A 16,162-nucleotide genomic window follows, 5' to 3' on the forward strand; every position below is an offset into this window, starting at 1 on the left:
AGGGCGCAGACGAAGAAAAGCCGCAGATCCTGACAGTTACAGCGCTTGGCAATCCGTCATAGCGCATTTTTGGTTTTTAAAGGTCCGGAGAACGAGCTCCGGATCGTTCCACGGAGCGTTTCGATGTCCTTGCCAGATAAAGCCTTCCCAGTTTCATGGGATCAGTTCCACCGTGATGCCCGCGCCCTCGCCTGGCGGATTGCCGGTATGAATCGCGATTGGCACGCAATTGTTGCCATCACGCGTGGCGGTCTGGTCCCTGCAGCCATTGTCTGCCGCGAACTCGGCATTCGTCTCATCGAAACCGTCTGTATTGCCTCCTATCACGACTACACGTCGCAAGGCGACATGCAGATCCTCAAGGGTGTGAGCGAAACACTTCTGGAAAATGGCGGCGAAGGCGTCATTGTCGTAGACGACCTGACCGACACCGGCAAAACCGCAGCCATCGTGCGGGAAATGATGCCGAAGGCCCATTTTGCGACTGTTTACGCCAAGCCGAAAGGCCGTCCGCTGATCGATACCTTCGTAACGGAAGTGTCTCAGGACACCTGGATCTATTTCCCTTGGGATATGGGCTTCACCTATCAGGAACCGATCGCAGGCGACAAGCGCGGCTGAAGCCCGACAGACTTGAAGCCATAAATCCATCGAATGCACTTCCGATAAAACTGGCGGATTCACATCCGCCAGATCAAAACGCTGCGAAACGAAAACAAACGAACGCGATTGCGGTGATATTTCCGCCGCAATCGCACCTTATGGAAAGCGCATCGAAATAACGCCGATTAGAGGCAGATAGCGTTTTCAAAGCCGCCATCTCCTGCCGAAATTTTAGTAATACCTTTAAAATAAAAGCTTTTTTGAATATTTTCAAAGGTCAGCTGCCTAACTAATCAGTTGTTATTTTGGCGAATCGGATCATGCTATAGATAAAAAGGGGATTTTCGCGGTGAAGTCGCAGGCCAAACAACTGATTGCAACCGAAAAGCGTATTTTGACGCCTTCCGGTCGTTTGCAGCAGGTTGCGGCGCTTGTCTATCGTCGCGACATGGGCACCCTCAAGGTTCTCGTCATTACGAGCCGCGGTACAGGCCGCTGGATCATCCCCAAAGGCTGGCCGCAAGTTGGTCGCACTCTGGCAGATACTGCTCTTCGTGAAGCTTATGAAGAAGCAGGCATTCGTGGTGAGGTCTCACCAGTACCAATCGGTAGTTTCTGCTACTGCAAGACCGATCTGCCACCTGAACGTATAAACCAGTTCACGGCGGCGGTATTCGCGGTGCAGTTCACCGGGCAGGAGAAAGACTGGCCTGAGCGGGATCAGCGCATCTGCGAATGGGTGTCGCCGCAGGAAGCGGCCAATCGCGTCGAAGAGACCGAACTGAAGCAGTTACTGAACCATTTTGGTGATTCGGGAATTGCCGCTGCTGCGGAGTAAGCAGCCCGCAAGCCGTCTTCGATGCAACATTCCCCCGGATTACGATCCTTTTGCAGGGATTTTCTCTTTCGACAGTCGACGCTGCCGTGCTTGTTCCTCTAACTGCTAATAATAGCGGCTATCCAGGCTCCCCAAATCACATAGCCGGCTTGGTTCGCAAAAGTGTCGCTTCTCCCCGTTATCCACATTTGCCCCAAGCTGTTACGCACAATATCTAGATGCTGGAGCGTTACAACAAACCATTGCTTGACGCTCGAAGCCGAGTCGTTTTTTATGATACTATCGTTGCGTAAGTAGCGTGATCGGGCGTTGTAATCTGCCGGTCCTTTTTTCGGTCAAGTTGAGTATCGAACGAGCGTTGCGCTTTGAAAGTGCGGTTTTCGCTCGGTGCTTTCTTGCGCCCAAATTCTGGGTTCGCCCTTCTCTGGAGAAGCAGATGCAACATCGATCAGAAACAGCGTTAACACTAGATTTAGTATTTGCGCTCATGCTTCTTACAAGATAAGGTATTTTTCGTTCCGCCGATTTTTGATCGCGATCGCGCTAGCAAGGTTGCAATTAAGCTCCCCTGAGGTGTTTTTTCGTGGGCTTTGATGAGGTGGAAGCGGATTTCCGGGAGTTTTCTCCCCAACAAGACGCTCCTCCCCGCAGAAGAGCTGTTTTGACAGAGACGCGATACAGACAGGCCGTGGCTGAAAACCGTCACTAGAGCTACTATATATAGAACGTTTGGATGGGACAGATGAAGATCGAACGCCGTTTCACGAAAGAGAATCAGTCGGCCTATGCGGACATCGCGTTCCGGACTGCGACCAGCGAGATCAAGAATCCCGATGGATCCATCGTATTCCGTCTTGAGAACATCAATGTGCCCGCGCAGTTCAGCCAGGTCGCCGCGGACATTCTTGCACAGAAGTACTTCCGCAAGGCTGGCGTTCCCGCACAGCTGAAGAAGATCGAGGAGAACGACGTTCCCTCATGGCTGTGGCGCTCGGTCGCTGACGAGGACGCGCTTGCCAAGCTGCCTGAAAATGAGCGCTACGGCTCCGAAATGGATGCCTGCCAGGTTTTCGACCGTCTCGCAGGCACCTGGACCTATTGGGGCTGGAAGGGTGGCTATTTCGCCTCTGAGGAAGATGCCCTCGCCTTCCGCGACGAGCTTGCCTATATGCTCGCGACCCAACGTGTGGCTCCAAACAGCCCGCAATGGTTCAACACCGGCCTGCATTGGGCCTATGGCATCGACGGTCCCGGCCAGGGCCATTTCTATGTCGACTGGCAGACCGGCAAACTGACCAAGTCCAAGTCGGCCTATGAACATCCGCAGCCGCATGCCTGCTTCATTCAGTCCGTTGGCGACGATCTCGTCAATGAAGGCGGCATCATGGATCTGTGGGTCCGTGAAGCACGCCTGTTCAAGTATGGCTCCGGCACGGGCTCCAACTTCAGCTATCTGCGCGGCGAAGGTGAAAAACTTTCCGGTGGTGGCAAATCCTCCGGTCTGATGAGCTTCCTGAAGATCGGCGACCGCGCCGCAGGTGCGATCAAGTCGGGCGGCACGACCCGCCGCGCCGCCAAGATGGTCGTCGTCGACATCGATCATCCGGATATCGAGGAATATATCGACTGGAAGGTCAAGGAAGAGCAGAAGGTTGCTTCGCTCGTCACCGGTTCCAAGATCGTCAAGCAGCATCTGACCGCCATCATGAAGGCTTGTGTCAACTGCGAAGCGGACAATGATGATTGCTTCGATCCGGCGAAGAACCCTGCCCTGAAGCGCGAAATCAAGGCCGCAAAGAAGAACCAGGTTCCGGAAAACTACGTCAAGCGCGTGATTCAGTTCGCGCGTCAGGGCTACACCGACATTCAGTTCAAGACCTACGATACAGACTGGGATTCGGAAGCCTATCTGACTGTTTCGGGCCAGAACTCCAACAATTCCGTTTCGCTGAAGGACGAATTCCTGCGCGCTGTCGAAAACGACGGCGACTGGAACCTGACAGCTCGTCGCGACGGTCGCGTCATGAAGACGCTGAAGGCGCGCGATTTGTGGGAAAAGATCGGTTACGCCGCCTGGGCGTCCGCTGATCCGGGCCTGCACTACAACACGACCATGAACGATTGGCACACCTGCCCGACCGCCGGTCCGATCCGCGCTTCCAATCCGTGCTCAGAATACATGTTCCTTGACGACACGGCTTGCAATCTGGCGTCGATCAACCTGCTCACCTATCGCAACAAGGATGGTTCATTCGATATTGCGGCTTACGAGCACACGGCACGCCTGTGGACCATCGTTCTCGAAATCTCGGTGATGATGGCGCAGTTCCCGTCGAAGGAAATCGCCCGTCTTTCTTATGAATACCGCACGCTCGGCCTCGGCTACGCCAATATTGGCGGCCTGTTGATGACTTCCGGTATTCCTTATGACTCCGACGAAGGCCGTGCAATTTGTGGCGCGCTGACGGCGATCATGACCGGTATGGCCTATGCCACCTCCGCTGAAATGGCAAAGGAACTCGGAACCTTCCCGAGCTATGAGCCAAACGCCGAGCATATGTTGCGCGTCATTCGCAACCACCGCCTCGCTGCCCATGGTGAAACCGAAGGCTATGAAGGCCTTGCCGTCAACCCGGTGGCGCTGATTGCCGAGGATTGCCCGGATCAGGATATGATTACCCATGCACGTGCTGCCTGGGACAAGGCGCTGGAACTTGGCGAAAAGCATGGCTACCGCAATGCACAGTCCACCGTCATCGCGCCTACCGGCACGATCGGCCTCGTCATGGACTGCGACACGACCGGTATCGAGCCAGATTTTGCGCTGGTGAAGTTCAAGAAGCTCGCTGGTGGCGGTTACTTCAAGATCATCAACCGCGCCGTACCGGAAGCACTCCGCACGCTCGGCTATTCGGAAAGCCAGATCGCTGAAATCGAAGCCTATGCTGTCGGTCACGGCAACATCAATCAGGCTCCGGGCATCAACCCGTCTTCTTTGAAGTCCAAGGGCTTCACCGACGAGAAGATCGAAGCCCTGAATGCTGCTCTCAAAAGCGCATTCGACATCAAGTTCGCTTTCAACAAGTGGACGCTGGGCGAAGACTTCTGCAAGGACGTGCTAAAGCTCACCGATGAACAGCTCAACGATTTCTCGTTCGAGATGCTCCCGGCGCTGGGTTTCGCCAAGAAGGACATCGAAGCTGCCAACATCCATGTTTGCGGCGCAATGACCCTCGAAGGGGCGCCGTTCCTCAAGGAAGAGCACTACGCCGTGTTCGATTGCGCCAATCCTTGTGGCAAGATCGGCAAGCGTTATCTCTCGGTGGATAGCCACATTCGCATGATGGCAGCCGCACAGCCGTTCATTTCGGGGGCGATCTCCAAGACGATCAACATGCCGAATGACGCAACCGTCGAGGACTGCAAGAACGCCTATATGCTGTCCTGGAAGCTGGCGCTCAAGGCCAATGCGCTTTATCGCGACGGCTCCAAGCTTTCGCAGCCGCTCAACGCCGCCCTCATCTCGGATGATGAGGACGAAGACGATGCAGTCGAGGCACTGATCGAAGCCCCCGCTGCAGCCCGCGCCGTTCAGGTAACCGAGCGCATCGTCGAAAAGGTTGTCGAAAAGATCGTGCATGAGCGCGAAAAGCTGCCGAACCGTCGTCAGGGTTATACGCAGAAGGCAGTCGTTGGCGGTCACAAGGTCTATCTGCGCACCGGCGAGTTCGGTAATGGACGCCTCGGTGAAATCTTCATCGATATGCACAAGGAAGGTGCTGCTTTCCGTGCAATGATGAACAACTTCGCCATCGCCGTATCACTCGGCTTGCAGTACGGCGTACCGCTCGAGGAGTATGTGGAAGCCTTCACTTTCACGAAATTCGAACCGGCAGGCATGGTCATCGGCAACGATGCCATCAAGACCGCAACGTCGATCATCGACTATGTCTTCCGTGAGCTGGCAGTATCCTATCTCGGACGCAATGACCTCGCCCATGTCGACACAAGCGATTTCGGTAATACGGCGCTTGGCAAGGGTATCAAGGAAGGTAAGACCAATCTGGTCTCGACCGGTTGGACACGTGGTTACAAGCCCACTCTGGTGACCAACTCGACTAACGAAGCCAAGGGATCGACAAATTCTGCGCCGCAGGCTTCCAACGTCACAACCTTGAAGTCGACCACGCCGACGGGCAATCGCCCCGCAACAATCGGTCTGGTGACGGATGGTGCGACCGCCTTCAAGCGGGAGTTGGAAGAGCAACCTGCTCCGGCACAGCAGCAGGAAAGCACATCGGCAACAGCAACCGAACTTTTCTCGGATAAGGCTGCAGCAGACGCTGCTTCTGCCCGCGCGGAAAGTGCGAATGCCGCCAAGAAGCTGGAAGCCGACCGCCGCATCAAGTCGATGATGCAGGGCTATACCGGCGACAGCTGCACCGAATGCCAGAACTTTACCATGGTTCGCAACGGAACGTGCCTCAAGTGCGACACTTGCGGTGCAACGAGTGGCTGCAGCTAAGTAAAATTCGTAGTATACGAAAATAAAAAAGCCCGCTTTATGCGGGCTTTTCTTTTCCTAAAGTATTTTAAAAGAACAATTATATATAATAATAGTTCTATGATGAAATACTGAAATTCAACAAATTTCGGAACGAACCGACTATTTCCACGTTCAGTCTAAGCAACCGAACGTATAAAGGAGATAGTTATGTTCAGGACTACACTTCTGACGACGACGTGTGCATTGCTGATAGGTGGCGCTGCTTATGCTCAGACAACTGCACCAACGCCCGCACCTGCCGAGCCACCGGCTGCGGCAGAGGAAATGCCGGTTTCGTCCAAGGACATGTTTGGCAATCCCACATCGGGTGAGACCGACAAGGTCGGCTTTCTGGAACCGAAAGAGGGCCAGCTTCTCGTGACCTCTTTCATCGGACAGAACGTCTATGAAAGTGATGCTGCTGACGCCCAGACTGTCGGCAAGCTGAATGATCTTATCGCCAGCCCCGAAGGTGAGATTGAAGCTGCGGTGATCGGCGTGGGTGGTTTTCTTGGAATCGGCGAGAAGGACGTAGCCGTAAGTCCGGATCAGCTGCAGCTTGCAACCCGCAGTGACGGCAAAAAATGGCTGGTCATAAAGGCGACCAAACAGCAGTTGACCGATGCACCGGCATTCGATCGCTCGAAGCTTTTTGTGGATGGCGTAGCCGATCCATCAGCAGCAAACGAGACCAACGCCCCGACGACTGATGCCCCGGCAAGCGATACAGCTCCCGCATCACCACCTCCAGCCCAATGATACGGTCTCGATGAGCAATACGACAAGTCTACCCCGGCCTTCTGGCCGGGGTTTTGATGCAAATAACCATTACTCGCGGTTGAAATATTCATATGGCCGCCTTAATTCCCGGTAGAACATGATACAAGCATCGCAACACGGCCCCCAATTTTCACCAGGTTAATCTCAGGAAAGTCTATTGTCCGAATTTTTTATTGCTCATCCCTGGGCGGAAACCCTTGTGGCGCTTGGAGGATTATTTCTTTCAGCTTTCATTGCAAACTTTCTAATCAAGGCGATTTTGCTCAAACTACTCGAACGTCTTGTCCAGAAAACCTCTTTCGGACAAGACGAAGAGCTTAAAAGACACAGTGTCATCAGCCGTCTTGCCAATATCGTTCCGGCGTTGATTATTTCATCCGGGATCATGGCGGTGCCGGGCCTGCCCGAAGGCGTGATCACCGTTATTCGGAATGTAGCGATAGCTTTCATCATTCTGACGCTGGCTTTGGCGGTCAATTCAGTCTTTGGGCTGATCGATACGCTCTATCATCGCCGTCCCGAAGCCAGATACCGCCCCATAAAGGGCTACATTCAGGTGGCCAAACTTGCTGTCTACATCGTGGCGGCAGTCCTTGTCATTGCGACACTGCTGGACAAGTCGCCGGTTATCCTTCTTTCCGGTGTCGGTGCTATGGCCGCGGTGCTAATCCTTGTCTTTCAGGACACATTGCTTTCTCTGGTCGCCAGTATGCAGATCGCCTCGTCCAACATGGTTCGTGTCGGCGACTGGATTGAAATGAAGAATCTCGACGCCAATGGCGATGTCACGGAAATCGCGCTCTATACCGTCAAGGTCCAGAATTTCGACAAGACGATCACCACCATTCCGATCCGCAAGCTCATCACCGAGCCGATGAAGAACTATCGCGGCATGCAGGAATCCGGCGGGCGTCGCATCAAGCGCGCGCTTTATATCGATCAAAACACCATTCGTTTTCTGTCGGATGACGAGCGAGCCAGACTTGGCACAGTTGATTGGCTGGCGGATTATCTGCCCAAGAAGGCCAAGGAAATCGCCGAATGGAACCAGAAGCTTGGCGACCGCGCCAACAATCCGGTCAACAGGCGTCAGTTCACCAATGTCGGTACGTTTCGGGCCTATGTAGACAATTATCTGCGCAATCATCCCGGCATACACAAAGGCATGACATTGCTGGTGCGTCAGATGGATCCTACTCCCGAAGGACTGCCGCTGGAAATCTACTGCTTTACGAACACGACCGTCTGGGCGTCATTCGAACAGATTCAATCGGACATTTTCGATCACCTTTACGCGGTGTTGCCGGAATTCGGCCTCAGTGCCTTCCAAAATCCAAGCGGTAACGATTTTCGCAAACTGACGATCAGTGCGCCTGTCGAGCAGACTCAATCACCTTGGCGTTCAAACGTTGAACATTATAGCGTGCCCGGGACGGTGTCAGGCCAAGACGAACGACAGCAAGATGCATTGAAGGAACGATCATGACGCTTTGCCCGTCATGGCCCGACATCCAGAATGCATCTTCCGGAATGCCATCCTCACCTGCCTTCACACCGCTAATCTGCAGCCAGACCTGAGCGGAACCATAGCGCCCTTCGGACTCGGGCCTGGGTTTGCGCATAAATGAAATATAGTCCGCAGGCAGGCTCGGCTTTCCGTACAGGTTTCCACTATCCGCGAGAAATGCGCCCAACCGAGCCCAGTCACGGGCGGTAGCGTACATATAGGAAGAACCGGCAAAGACGCCTGACGCATCCGTCTCCAAAATGACGCTGTTCATGCCAAGCGGACCGAATAGGGCAAGCCGCGGATAAGCCAGCGCCTCCTCGCGGCTGTTAAAACTATCCATGAAAAGCTCTGACAGAATATTCGCCGTTCCACTGGAATAATTGAATTTCGTCCCTGACGCCACCTCCAGCGGCAAAGACGCAGCAAACCCGGCCATATCCGGCTCCAGATAAAGCATGCGCGTGACATCCGTTACTGTGCCGTAGTCCTCATCGAAGCGGAGACCGCTATTCATCGCCATCAGATTTGCGAGAGAAATCTTTGCCCGCTCATCGTTCTTCCATTCCGGTAAAAGGGCTGTGCTTTCCAAACTCATGCGCCCTTCAGCAATGCGCATGCCGATCAGTGTCGCGATGACGGACTTGGTCATGGACCAGCCCAGTAAAGGCGTATCCGCATTAAAACCCGAACCGTAATTCTCGGCAATCAGCTTGCCGTCGCGGACGACCGCAATCGCGCGCATTCCCGGCCCGGCCAGAACCTGATCCTCAATCACAGCCTGCACCGCTGGATCGGCCTCAATTCGGATCGGTTCTGCGGGCACCTGCGGGCCGGTCGGAATTTCAACGCGCAAATCATCTTTCTGGATATTCGCGCATCCCAGCGCTGGGCGATAGATTGCGGTACTTGGTGCAAAAAAGCCGAAAATCCGCACCGTCACACTGTTATTATTCTTGTCGAGGGCGGCATTCAGAAACCGCAGCAGCGGGTTTCCCGGTGCCTGAACATCGTCTGCAAGGACGGCATCAGCATCCCGACCGGCAATGAAAACATTTGAACAAACAATCTTGGCAGCATAGCCGGTGCCGACACGCAATAGCTCAGGCGGTCGAACCGCCAGCCAGAGAATTGCTCCCAGCACGATGACGAGCAGAAGACCACCGACAAACTTCAGAATACGCTTCATGCTGCCCCTCGCAAATAGTCGATACGTCAATCATACCAAGCCGAGATAACTTGCCAACTCCCGCGCGGCGGCACCACCTGCCCTGTTTGCACCGATGGTCGAGGCAGATGGGCCATAACCAACAAGATGAATACGGGGATCGGCGGCCACCTGTGTTGCAAGGCGTCCAGTCATGAGAATACCGGCTTCCGCATTGCGCAATTGCAGCGGGGCAAGATGGTCAAGTGAACTGCGAAATCCTGTGCACCACAAAATAACATCAAAGGATTGTTCACTTCCATCGTCCCACCGAACACCTGTTTCCGTGATTTCGCTGAACATGGACAAACGGTTGAGCACACCGCGAGCGCGTGCCGCTTCAATGGCCGGCGTCAACGGCAGCCCCGTTACTGAAACGACCGATCCAGGTGGCAAGCCCCGGCGTACCCTTTCCTCAACCAAAGCCACGGCAGCACGGCCCAACTCCGGTGTAAACGGACCTTCCCGGAAAGCAGGTTCTTTGCGCGTGACCCATACGGTTTCCGTCACACGCGATATCTCGTCCAGAAGCTGCACAGCCGAGATACCCGCGCCGACGACAAGAACACGTTTGCCCTTGAAGGCGTCAGCTGTCTGATAATCCCGCGTGTGAAGTTGCTGGCCTTTGAAAAGCTCCGCACCCGGATAGGGTGGGATATAAGGAGACTCCCATGTGCCGGTCGCGTTGATGATCCCGCGTGCCGAATAGTTGCCCCGATCTGTCTCCACACGAAGCCGTTCGCCACGATCGCAAACGACTTTCACGGCCACAGGACGGTGCACCGGAAGATCGAAGGCTTCCTCATAGGCGCGGTAATATTGTGGGACGGCAACCGATGCACGCACCTCGCCATTGGTCGTTTCGACAATATCCTCGAACTTCATGCCTGGGAGATCGTGAATGGCGTTGGCAGTCTGGAGAGTTAGCGAAGGCCAGCGGAATTGCCAGGCTCCGCCCGGCCCTGCGGCCTTGTCCAGAACCACGAATTGCCGTTCGCCTGCGAGACCAAGCTTATTCAGATGATAGGCCGACGAGAGTCCCGCCTGCCCGGCTCCAATAACCACAATGTCGACCTTGCGGGCGACTTTCACGTGGCCATTATCGGCTGGCTGCTGATCGACGGACTGTATATCTGACATGATGCGCTATAGGCTTCCGAAATATGATTTGTGTCCGTAGATAGGGATCGAACGGCGGCGTCGAAAGCCCACCTATCCTACCATCGCAGCCGAGCGCAGTCTTTTATTGCGCCCCTCCCAAACACTCACGACCAGCATGATAACCGTCGTTAATATGCCCATTTCCAATAGATCGGCCATATAGCCGACCGGGATCGCTGCCAGTAGAGCCAAAACACCAAAGACGTGTGACGTGGGAATAACGCCATAGACAACCTTCTTGTAGATGGCGCTGCCAATCAGATAGATCGCCGGTCCTGCGACAAGAACAAGAACGTAAGCAGTCTTCAACGGATCATGCGGATGGGCCATGACAAGATCGTTTCCAACTGCCGTTGCGATAATCCCGGCCACCAGAATGGCGTGAACATAGTGGAAATATGCGCCAATCCGTCCAGGATCAGCGGAGTGAGAGATCGTATCTGTCGCATCCTTGCTGGAGGTGCCAAAGTAGAGCCACCACATGGCAAGCGTCCCGAGAAAAGTGGCCAGCAGCGCCGACATGAGGGCCAAATTCCAGACTTCAGCATTTGCAAGGGTTGCCCCGGTAGCCAAAACCGTTTCGCCAAGGGCCACGATTACGAACAACTGGCAACGCTCCGCCAGATGTCCGCCTTCAATGGTCCAATCACTGGTGTGAGAGCGTCCGAGACCCGGTAGCGCAAAGCCGAACATCGGCGATAAATATTCGCAAAGCACAGCAATAAGCCACAACACCATACGGGCTTCATGCTCGACGAAACAACCGGCTATCCAGAAGACAGCGGAAATAGTGAGCCAACCGAGCATACGCCTGTAATTGGCGGCAAGTGGATGGTCCTGCCCCAGAACAAACACGATATAGGCTGTTTTGCCGACCTGAATCGCCACATAGGCCAGAGCAAATATCCAGCCTTTGTCAGCGAAAGCACCGGGGATGGACGATGCCATCACCAAACCGAGCAGCATGACGCAGAACAAAAGGCTGCGTATCTGCGGCGTTTCCGGGTTGAACCAGTTTGTCACCCAGCAGGTATATTGCCAGCCGAGCCATACTGCGAACCAGAGGACCAGCGTTTCGACAACACCGGTGAGCGTCAGATTATGCAGAAGTTCATGACTGAGCTGCGTAACCGCGAAAACATAGACGAGATCGAAGAACAATTCCTCGAATGTCACCCGGGCATGGTGCCCGTCTCTTTGTCTCAAAAGCGGATGTGAAGCGACGGCAGAAGCTGAATTCATGCGAATGTACCTTCCCCTCAGACGGCAAGCATTCAATGCCACTGTCCGGCAGCTTAGCCCGCAGTCGATCAGCCGTATATCCGAATGTGCTGATTTCCACTTAAAGAAGTCAGTGTCGTCTTATTTCCCGCCGAACGTGTTACCTGCCTCGAGCCATGTATCGATACCGTCCGCCGCCGCGCGGCCCATCGCGAAACAGGCAGTCAGGAGATAGCCGCCAGTTGGAGCCTCCCAGTCAATCATTTCTCCGACAACGAAAATGCCGGGTAGCTTCGGCAGCATGTAGTTCTTGTCGATTTCGTGCCAACGAATACCGCCTGCCGACGAAATCACTTCATCCAGCGGGCGCGGACGGAGCAGTGGAATTGAAATGGCTTTGATCGTAGTGGCCAGCACTTTCGGGCTTCTGTCGCGGGTGAATTCCGTCACAAGAGCTGCCTTCACGCCCGTCAGACCTGCAGCCTTGCGCAACAGATTGCCAAAGCTCAGCTTTGTATCCTGCCGGGCAATATCACTTTCCAGTCGCTCGGTAGTTCGTCCGGGAACAAGATCGAGCGTCAGAAACGCCTTCCCGTTTTCTTGCAAGCTATCGCGCAGAGCTGCGGAATGCGCATAGATGAGACTACCCTCAACCCCACCGCGTGTAATGACAAACTCGCCCTGTGTCGCGCCTGCATGGGAAGTTGCGATAACAGACTTCACCGGTTCACCGGCGAAGCGTTCAGCAAAGAAGTCGCTCCAGGCAACGTCAAAACCGCAATTTGCGGGTTGAAACGGCGCTATATCGATTGACCTTCGCTGAAACTCATTGATCCAGAGGCCGTTGGAACCGAGCTTCGGCCAGCTTCCGCCACCAAAAGCAAAGAGCGCAGCATCGCATGTAATCGTCTGAACACCGTCGGGGTTCTCGATCTTGAGACTATTGCCCTCGAAGCCAATCCAGCGATGTCGGGTGAGAATGCGAACGCCCTGATCTTCCAGACGTTTTCCCCAAGCCCGCAAAAGCGGAGACGCTTTCATCGCTTTGGGAAAGACACGACCGGATGAGCCGACAAATGTCTCGGCACCCAATTCATCCGCCCAGGCACGTAATTCGGTCGGGCCGAAAGCCGTCAAGGCTGGCAATATACGGTCAATGCTTGAGCCGAAGCGTTTCGCGAAAGTTGCAAAATCTTCCGAATGCGTAATGTTCAGCCCTGACTTTCCGGCAAGCAGGAACTTGCGGCCAACTGTCGGCATCTGCTCGTAGACCGTCACGCGATAGCCTCGCGCTGACAGTCTTTCGGCGGCCATCAGACCAGATGGCCCGCCTCCGAGAATGGCAATATTGCCTTCAGGCATCACGGTATCAGCCTCGCCGAAGTATTAATCCTGCTTCTCCAGCATTTCCTTAACTGTGGTCGCCAACTGCTTGAGTGAGAACGGTTTTGGCAGGAATCCGAACTTGGCATCAGCTGGAAGATTGCGTGCAAAGGCATCCTCCGCGTAACCCGACACGAAAATGAATTTGATATCAGGATACGTCTTGCGAAGCTCACGCAGCAATGTCGGACCATCCATTTCCGGCATGACGACATCCGATACGACGATATCCACCTCGCCGCCAAGCTCTGCCATGACTTCAAGCGCTTCGACACCGGAAGCCGCTTCGTGGACTGTATAACCGCGTGACTGGAGTGCGCGTACGCCGCCCATACGGACCGCGTCTTCGTCTTCCACCAGGAGAACGGTCGCGGAACCGGAAAGATCGATTGCTTTCTCGACCTTCTTTTCCTTCACGACAACCGGAGCATCGTCGGCGCGTTTTTCCTCGATGAGGCGTGGCAGGAAGATCTTAAACGTCGTGCCTTTTCCAACCTCGGAATCACAATAGATGAAGCCACCGGTCTGTTTGATGATCCCGTAGACCATCGACAGCCCAAGACCCGTACCCTTGCCCACTTCCTTCGTCGTGAAGAACGGCTCGAAAATCTTTTCGAGCACATCCGCAGGAATGCCCGTCCCGGTGTCTTCCACTTCGAAGACCACATAGTCCGCTTCCGGCAGATCGCGATAATGCAGCTTTGCGACTTCCTGCGTCGACACGTTACGGGTACGCAACGTGATTTCGCCGCCGTCCGGCATGGCATCACGTGCATTGACCGCGAGATTGACGGCAACCTGTTCGAACTGTCCGAGATCGGCCTTGACCGGCCAGAGATCACGTCCATGATCGATCTTCAGCTCTATATCCTTGCCGACAAGGCGAGCCAGAAGCATACGCAGATCTGCAAGAACGTCGGTCAGGTCGAGCACTTCCGGACGAAGCGTCTGACGGCGCGAGAAGGCCAACAACTGGCGCACGAGCGAGGCCGCGCGATTGGCGTTCTGCTTGATGTTCATAATGTCCGGGAACGACGGATCGGATGCGCGATGGTTGGTCAGCAGCAGGTCCGACGACATGATGATCGCCGTCAGAACGTTGTTGAAGTCGTGCGCAATACCACCTGCAAGCTGGCCGACAGCCTGCATCTTCTGGCTCTGCGCCATCTGGTTTTCGAGGGCTTTCTGCTCGGTTGTTTCGACAGCCGAGATAATCGCCGCTTCTTCGGCACGCTCGCCGCCCAGATCAGTGACAGGGCTCATATAAAAGCGGATGTGCCGCTCTTCGTTGCCCGGCAACACCGTATCAACAGGCGAAATGCTTGCCTGTCCTGCAAAGGCTGCGGCAAGCGCTCTGTTGAAGGTCTCGCGATCGCGTTCATGCACGACGATTTCAAGCTTCGCATTGCCGTCAATCGCATCACGATCGACAACAGGAGCGAAAATATCGAGGAAGCGCGCATTGGTGCGCAGTATATGTCCGGCAGAATCAACCGCAGCGATGGCCATCGGAGCCGAGTTGAAGAAACGCGTGAAGCGCACTTCTGCGGAGCGCAGCGCCATTGATGAATCCTCGCCCTCCGCACGATCCAGAACGATGGTACGGCTCGTACCGCGCGTTCCATCACGCGCAGCCTGGACACGGTGATAGAAGCGAACGGCGAGGCTCTGTCCGTTCCGCTTGATGAGATCAAGATCGATGACGGTGTTGCGGCTTGTGCCCGGCTCGGCTTTCACCGCCTTGATGAGCGCCATTCCGCTGCCTGCCACTATATCGTTGAGTGTCAACGATCCCGGTGTGAACTGGGTCAGATCGACACCAAGCCACTCTGCAAGCGTCGCATTGAGGTAGATGATCCGGCCGGAAGGGTCGGCAGAAAAGAACCCAGCTGGCGCGTGATCGAGGTGATTGATCGCTTCCTGCAGCTCTTGAAAGAATCGCTCCTGCTCCGCACGCTCGTCAGAAATATCGGCAATCTGCCACGCGACGAACGGGCTTTTGAATTCGTGTCCGGCTTCAACGGGACGCGCCTTGATGCGATACCAGACAGGCGCCAGCGAGCCATGCCCTTCACGGGAAAGGCCGCCGGAAAGACGCACTTCCTCCTGTGCCGACAGACCATCGCGAACGGCATTCGTCAGACGGTATATGGCATCGGATGCCGCGGGTTCTGCCGTCAATACATTATCGAGCGAACGGACTCCTTCGGCATTCGCAACACCAGTCATGACGGCATAAGCCTGATTGGCATAAACGATCTGGCCGCGCGCGTCGGAAATGACAGTCCCTTCCGGCTGCGAATCCATGAAGGAATGAGCGAGGTCCTGTTCACCGTTCTTCTGGCTGAATTGAATGAGACCCGTTGCTGCGCCGAAAAGGTAGAATACGCCGACCATCGACAGAATGCCCATAAGAACGAGGGCGAATCCATCTCCAAGCTGGTCGCGGAACACAAAATAGGCGATTGCGGCGACCGTAAGCAGAATACCGACGATCAGCAGGCGAAGAGCTCCGCTGCGATTGCGCTTGGGCATTACGAGCGGTTTCGGGTAAGCGTTGTCCGTCTGTCGCGACATCAAGCCTGCTGCCCTTTCATGTTGCGTGGCCGAGCACCAACAGGCATCCGGGTGCCCCGGGTGCCATGCATTTTTTCGATCAGCCAAGACGTCATTTCAATCATCCGCATATCCGATTTTCTCGAATGCACTTTTCCGCACAGTTCAGCTCTCACGTGGGAACGCGCAGCCAATATGTCAGGGTATATCCGATTCGCAGAATGCTTTAATCGGCGAGCAGTACAAGCATTGCTGCACTGAAACGGTGCAAATTGGACTTTTTTGCACCGTTTTGCCTGGGGATCATATATTTCTCGCATTTCCAAGAAACATTCCCAAGGCTTAGAAATTCAACTACTG

9 protein-coding genes and 1 pseudogene are annotated in these 16,162 nt (G+C 54.8%); 5 read left to right on the top strand and 5 right to left on the bottom strand.

The features are described 5' to 3' along the window. Positions 1-123: 123 nt before the first annotated feature. The 5 genes from gpt to OHI65_RS15815 all read left to right on the top strand — a co-directional run bounded on the left by gpt (position 124) and on the right by OHI65_RS15815 (position 8,253). Positions 124-621: a xanthine phosphoribosyltransferase gene (gene gpt, locus OHI65_RS15795; protein WP_012092033.1), complete on the top strand. Its 498-nt coding sequence runs from the start codon at positions 124-126 to the stop codon at positions 619-621. Between the two features lie 331 nt (positions 622-952). Beyond that, positions 953-1,441: an NUDIX hydrolase gene (locus OHI65_RS15800; protein ID WP_012092032.1), complete on the top strand. Its 489-nt coding sequence runs from the start codon at positions 953-955 to the stop codon at positions 1,439-1,441. 742 nt (positions 1,442-2,183) lie between these two features. Next, positions 2,184-5,966 carry a vitamin B12-dependent ribonucleotide reductase gene (locus OHI65_RS15805; protein WP_125300243.1) on the top strand — a complete coding sequence of 1,261 codons (3,783 nt, stop codon included), beginning with the start codon at positions 2,184-2,186 and terminating at the stop codon, positions 5,964-5,966. A gap of 189 nt (positions 5,967-6,155) precedes the next feature. After that, positions 6,156-6,746, top strand: coding sequence for a PRC-barrel domain-containing protein (locus tag OHI65_RS15810; RefSeq protein ID WP_125300242.1), 591 nt, complete (start codon positions 6,156-6,158; stop codon positions 6,744-6,746). Between the two features lie 178 nt (positions 6,747-6,924). Next, entirely contained in the window at positions 6,925-8,253 is a 1,329-nt protein-coding gene (locus tag OHI65_RS15815; RefSeq protein WP_125300241.1) for a mechanosensitive ion channel family protein, read from the top strand. Here the strand turns inward: OHI65_RS15815 and OHI65_RS15820 are convergent. The 5 genes and pseudogenes from OHI65_RS15820 to cckA form a co-directional block, all read right to left on the bottom strand. Beyond that, positions 8,150-9,463: pseudogene (locus OHI65_RS15820) on the bottom strand (serine hydrolase domain-containing protein); the annotation flags it as partial. The gene OHI65_RS15815 and the pseudogene OHI65_RS15820 overlap by 104 nt on opposite strands. A 30-nt stretch (positions 9,464-9,493) precedes the next feature. Beyond that, complete coding sequence (locus OHI65_RS15825) at positions 9,494-10,621, bottom strand: NAD(P)-binding domain-containing protein (RefSeq protein ID WP_185755994.1); 1,128 nt, start codon at positions 10,619-10,621, stop codon at positions 9,494-9,496. Positions 10,622-10,693: 72 nt separating this feature from the next. Then, complete coding sequence (locus OHI65_RS15830) at positions 10,694-11,884, bottom strand: low temperature requirement protein A (RefSeq protein WP_125300240.1); 1,191 nt, start codon at positions 11,882-11,884, stop codon at positions 10,694-10,696. Between the two features lie 120 nt (positions 11,885-12,004). Continuing rightward, on the bottom strand, positions 12,005-13,225 hold the full coding sequence (locus OHI65_RS15835) for a TIGR03862 family flavoprotein (RefSeq protein WP_125300239.1): 1,221 nt from the start codon (positions 13,223-13,225) through the stop codon (positions 12,005-12,007). A gap of 24 nt (positions 13,226-13,249) precedes the next feature. Continuing rightward, positions 13,250-15,823 carry a cell cycle histidine kinase CckA gene (gene cckA / locus OHI65_RS15840; protein ID WP_012092024.1) on the bottom strand — a complete coding sequence of 858 codons (2,574 nt, stop codon included), beginning with the start codon at positions 15,821-15,823 and terminating at the stop codon, positions 13,250-13,252. Positions 15,824-16,162: the final 339 nt, after the last annotated feature.

This window comes from Brucella sp. MAB-22, from assembly GCF_025908475.1.
GTDB classification, from domain to species: Bacteria; Pseudomonadota; Alphaproteobacteria; order Rhizobiales; family Rhizobiaceae; genus Brucella; species Brucella anthropi.

What these genes read in the sequence shown, in the direction of transcription:
- cckA (WP_012092024.1), bottom strand. Translation starts at nt 15,823, where the DNA reads ATGTCGCGACAGACGGACAACGCTTACCCGAAACCGCTCGTAATGCCC.
- OHI65_RS15810 (WP_125300242.1), top strand. Translation starts at nt 6,156, where the DNA reads ATGTTCAGGACTACACTTCTGACGACGACGTGTGCATTGCTGATAGGT.
- OHI65_RS15835 (WP_125300239.1), bottom strand. Translation starts at nt 13,225, where the DNA reads ATGCCTGAAGGCAATATTGCCATTCTCGGAGGCGGGCCATCTGGTCTG.
- OHI65_RS15805 (WP_125300243.1), top strand. Translation starts at nt 2,184, where the DNA reads ATGAAGATCGAACGCCGTTTCACGAAAGAGAATCAGTCGGCCTATGCG.
- OHI65_RS15825 (WP_185755994.1), bottom strand. Translation starts at nt 10,621, where the DNA reads ATGTCAGATATACAGTCCGTCGATCAGCAGCCAGCCGATAATGGCCAC.
- OHI65_RS15830 (WP_125300240.1), bottom strand. Translation starts at nt 11,884, where the DNA reads ATGAATTCAGCTTCTGCCGTCGCTTCACATCCGCTTTTGAGACAAAGA.
- gpt (WP_012092033.1), top strand. Translation starts at nt 124, where the DNA reads ATGTCCTTGCCAGATAAAGCCTTCCCAGTTTCATGGGATCAGTTCCAC.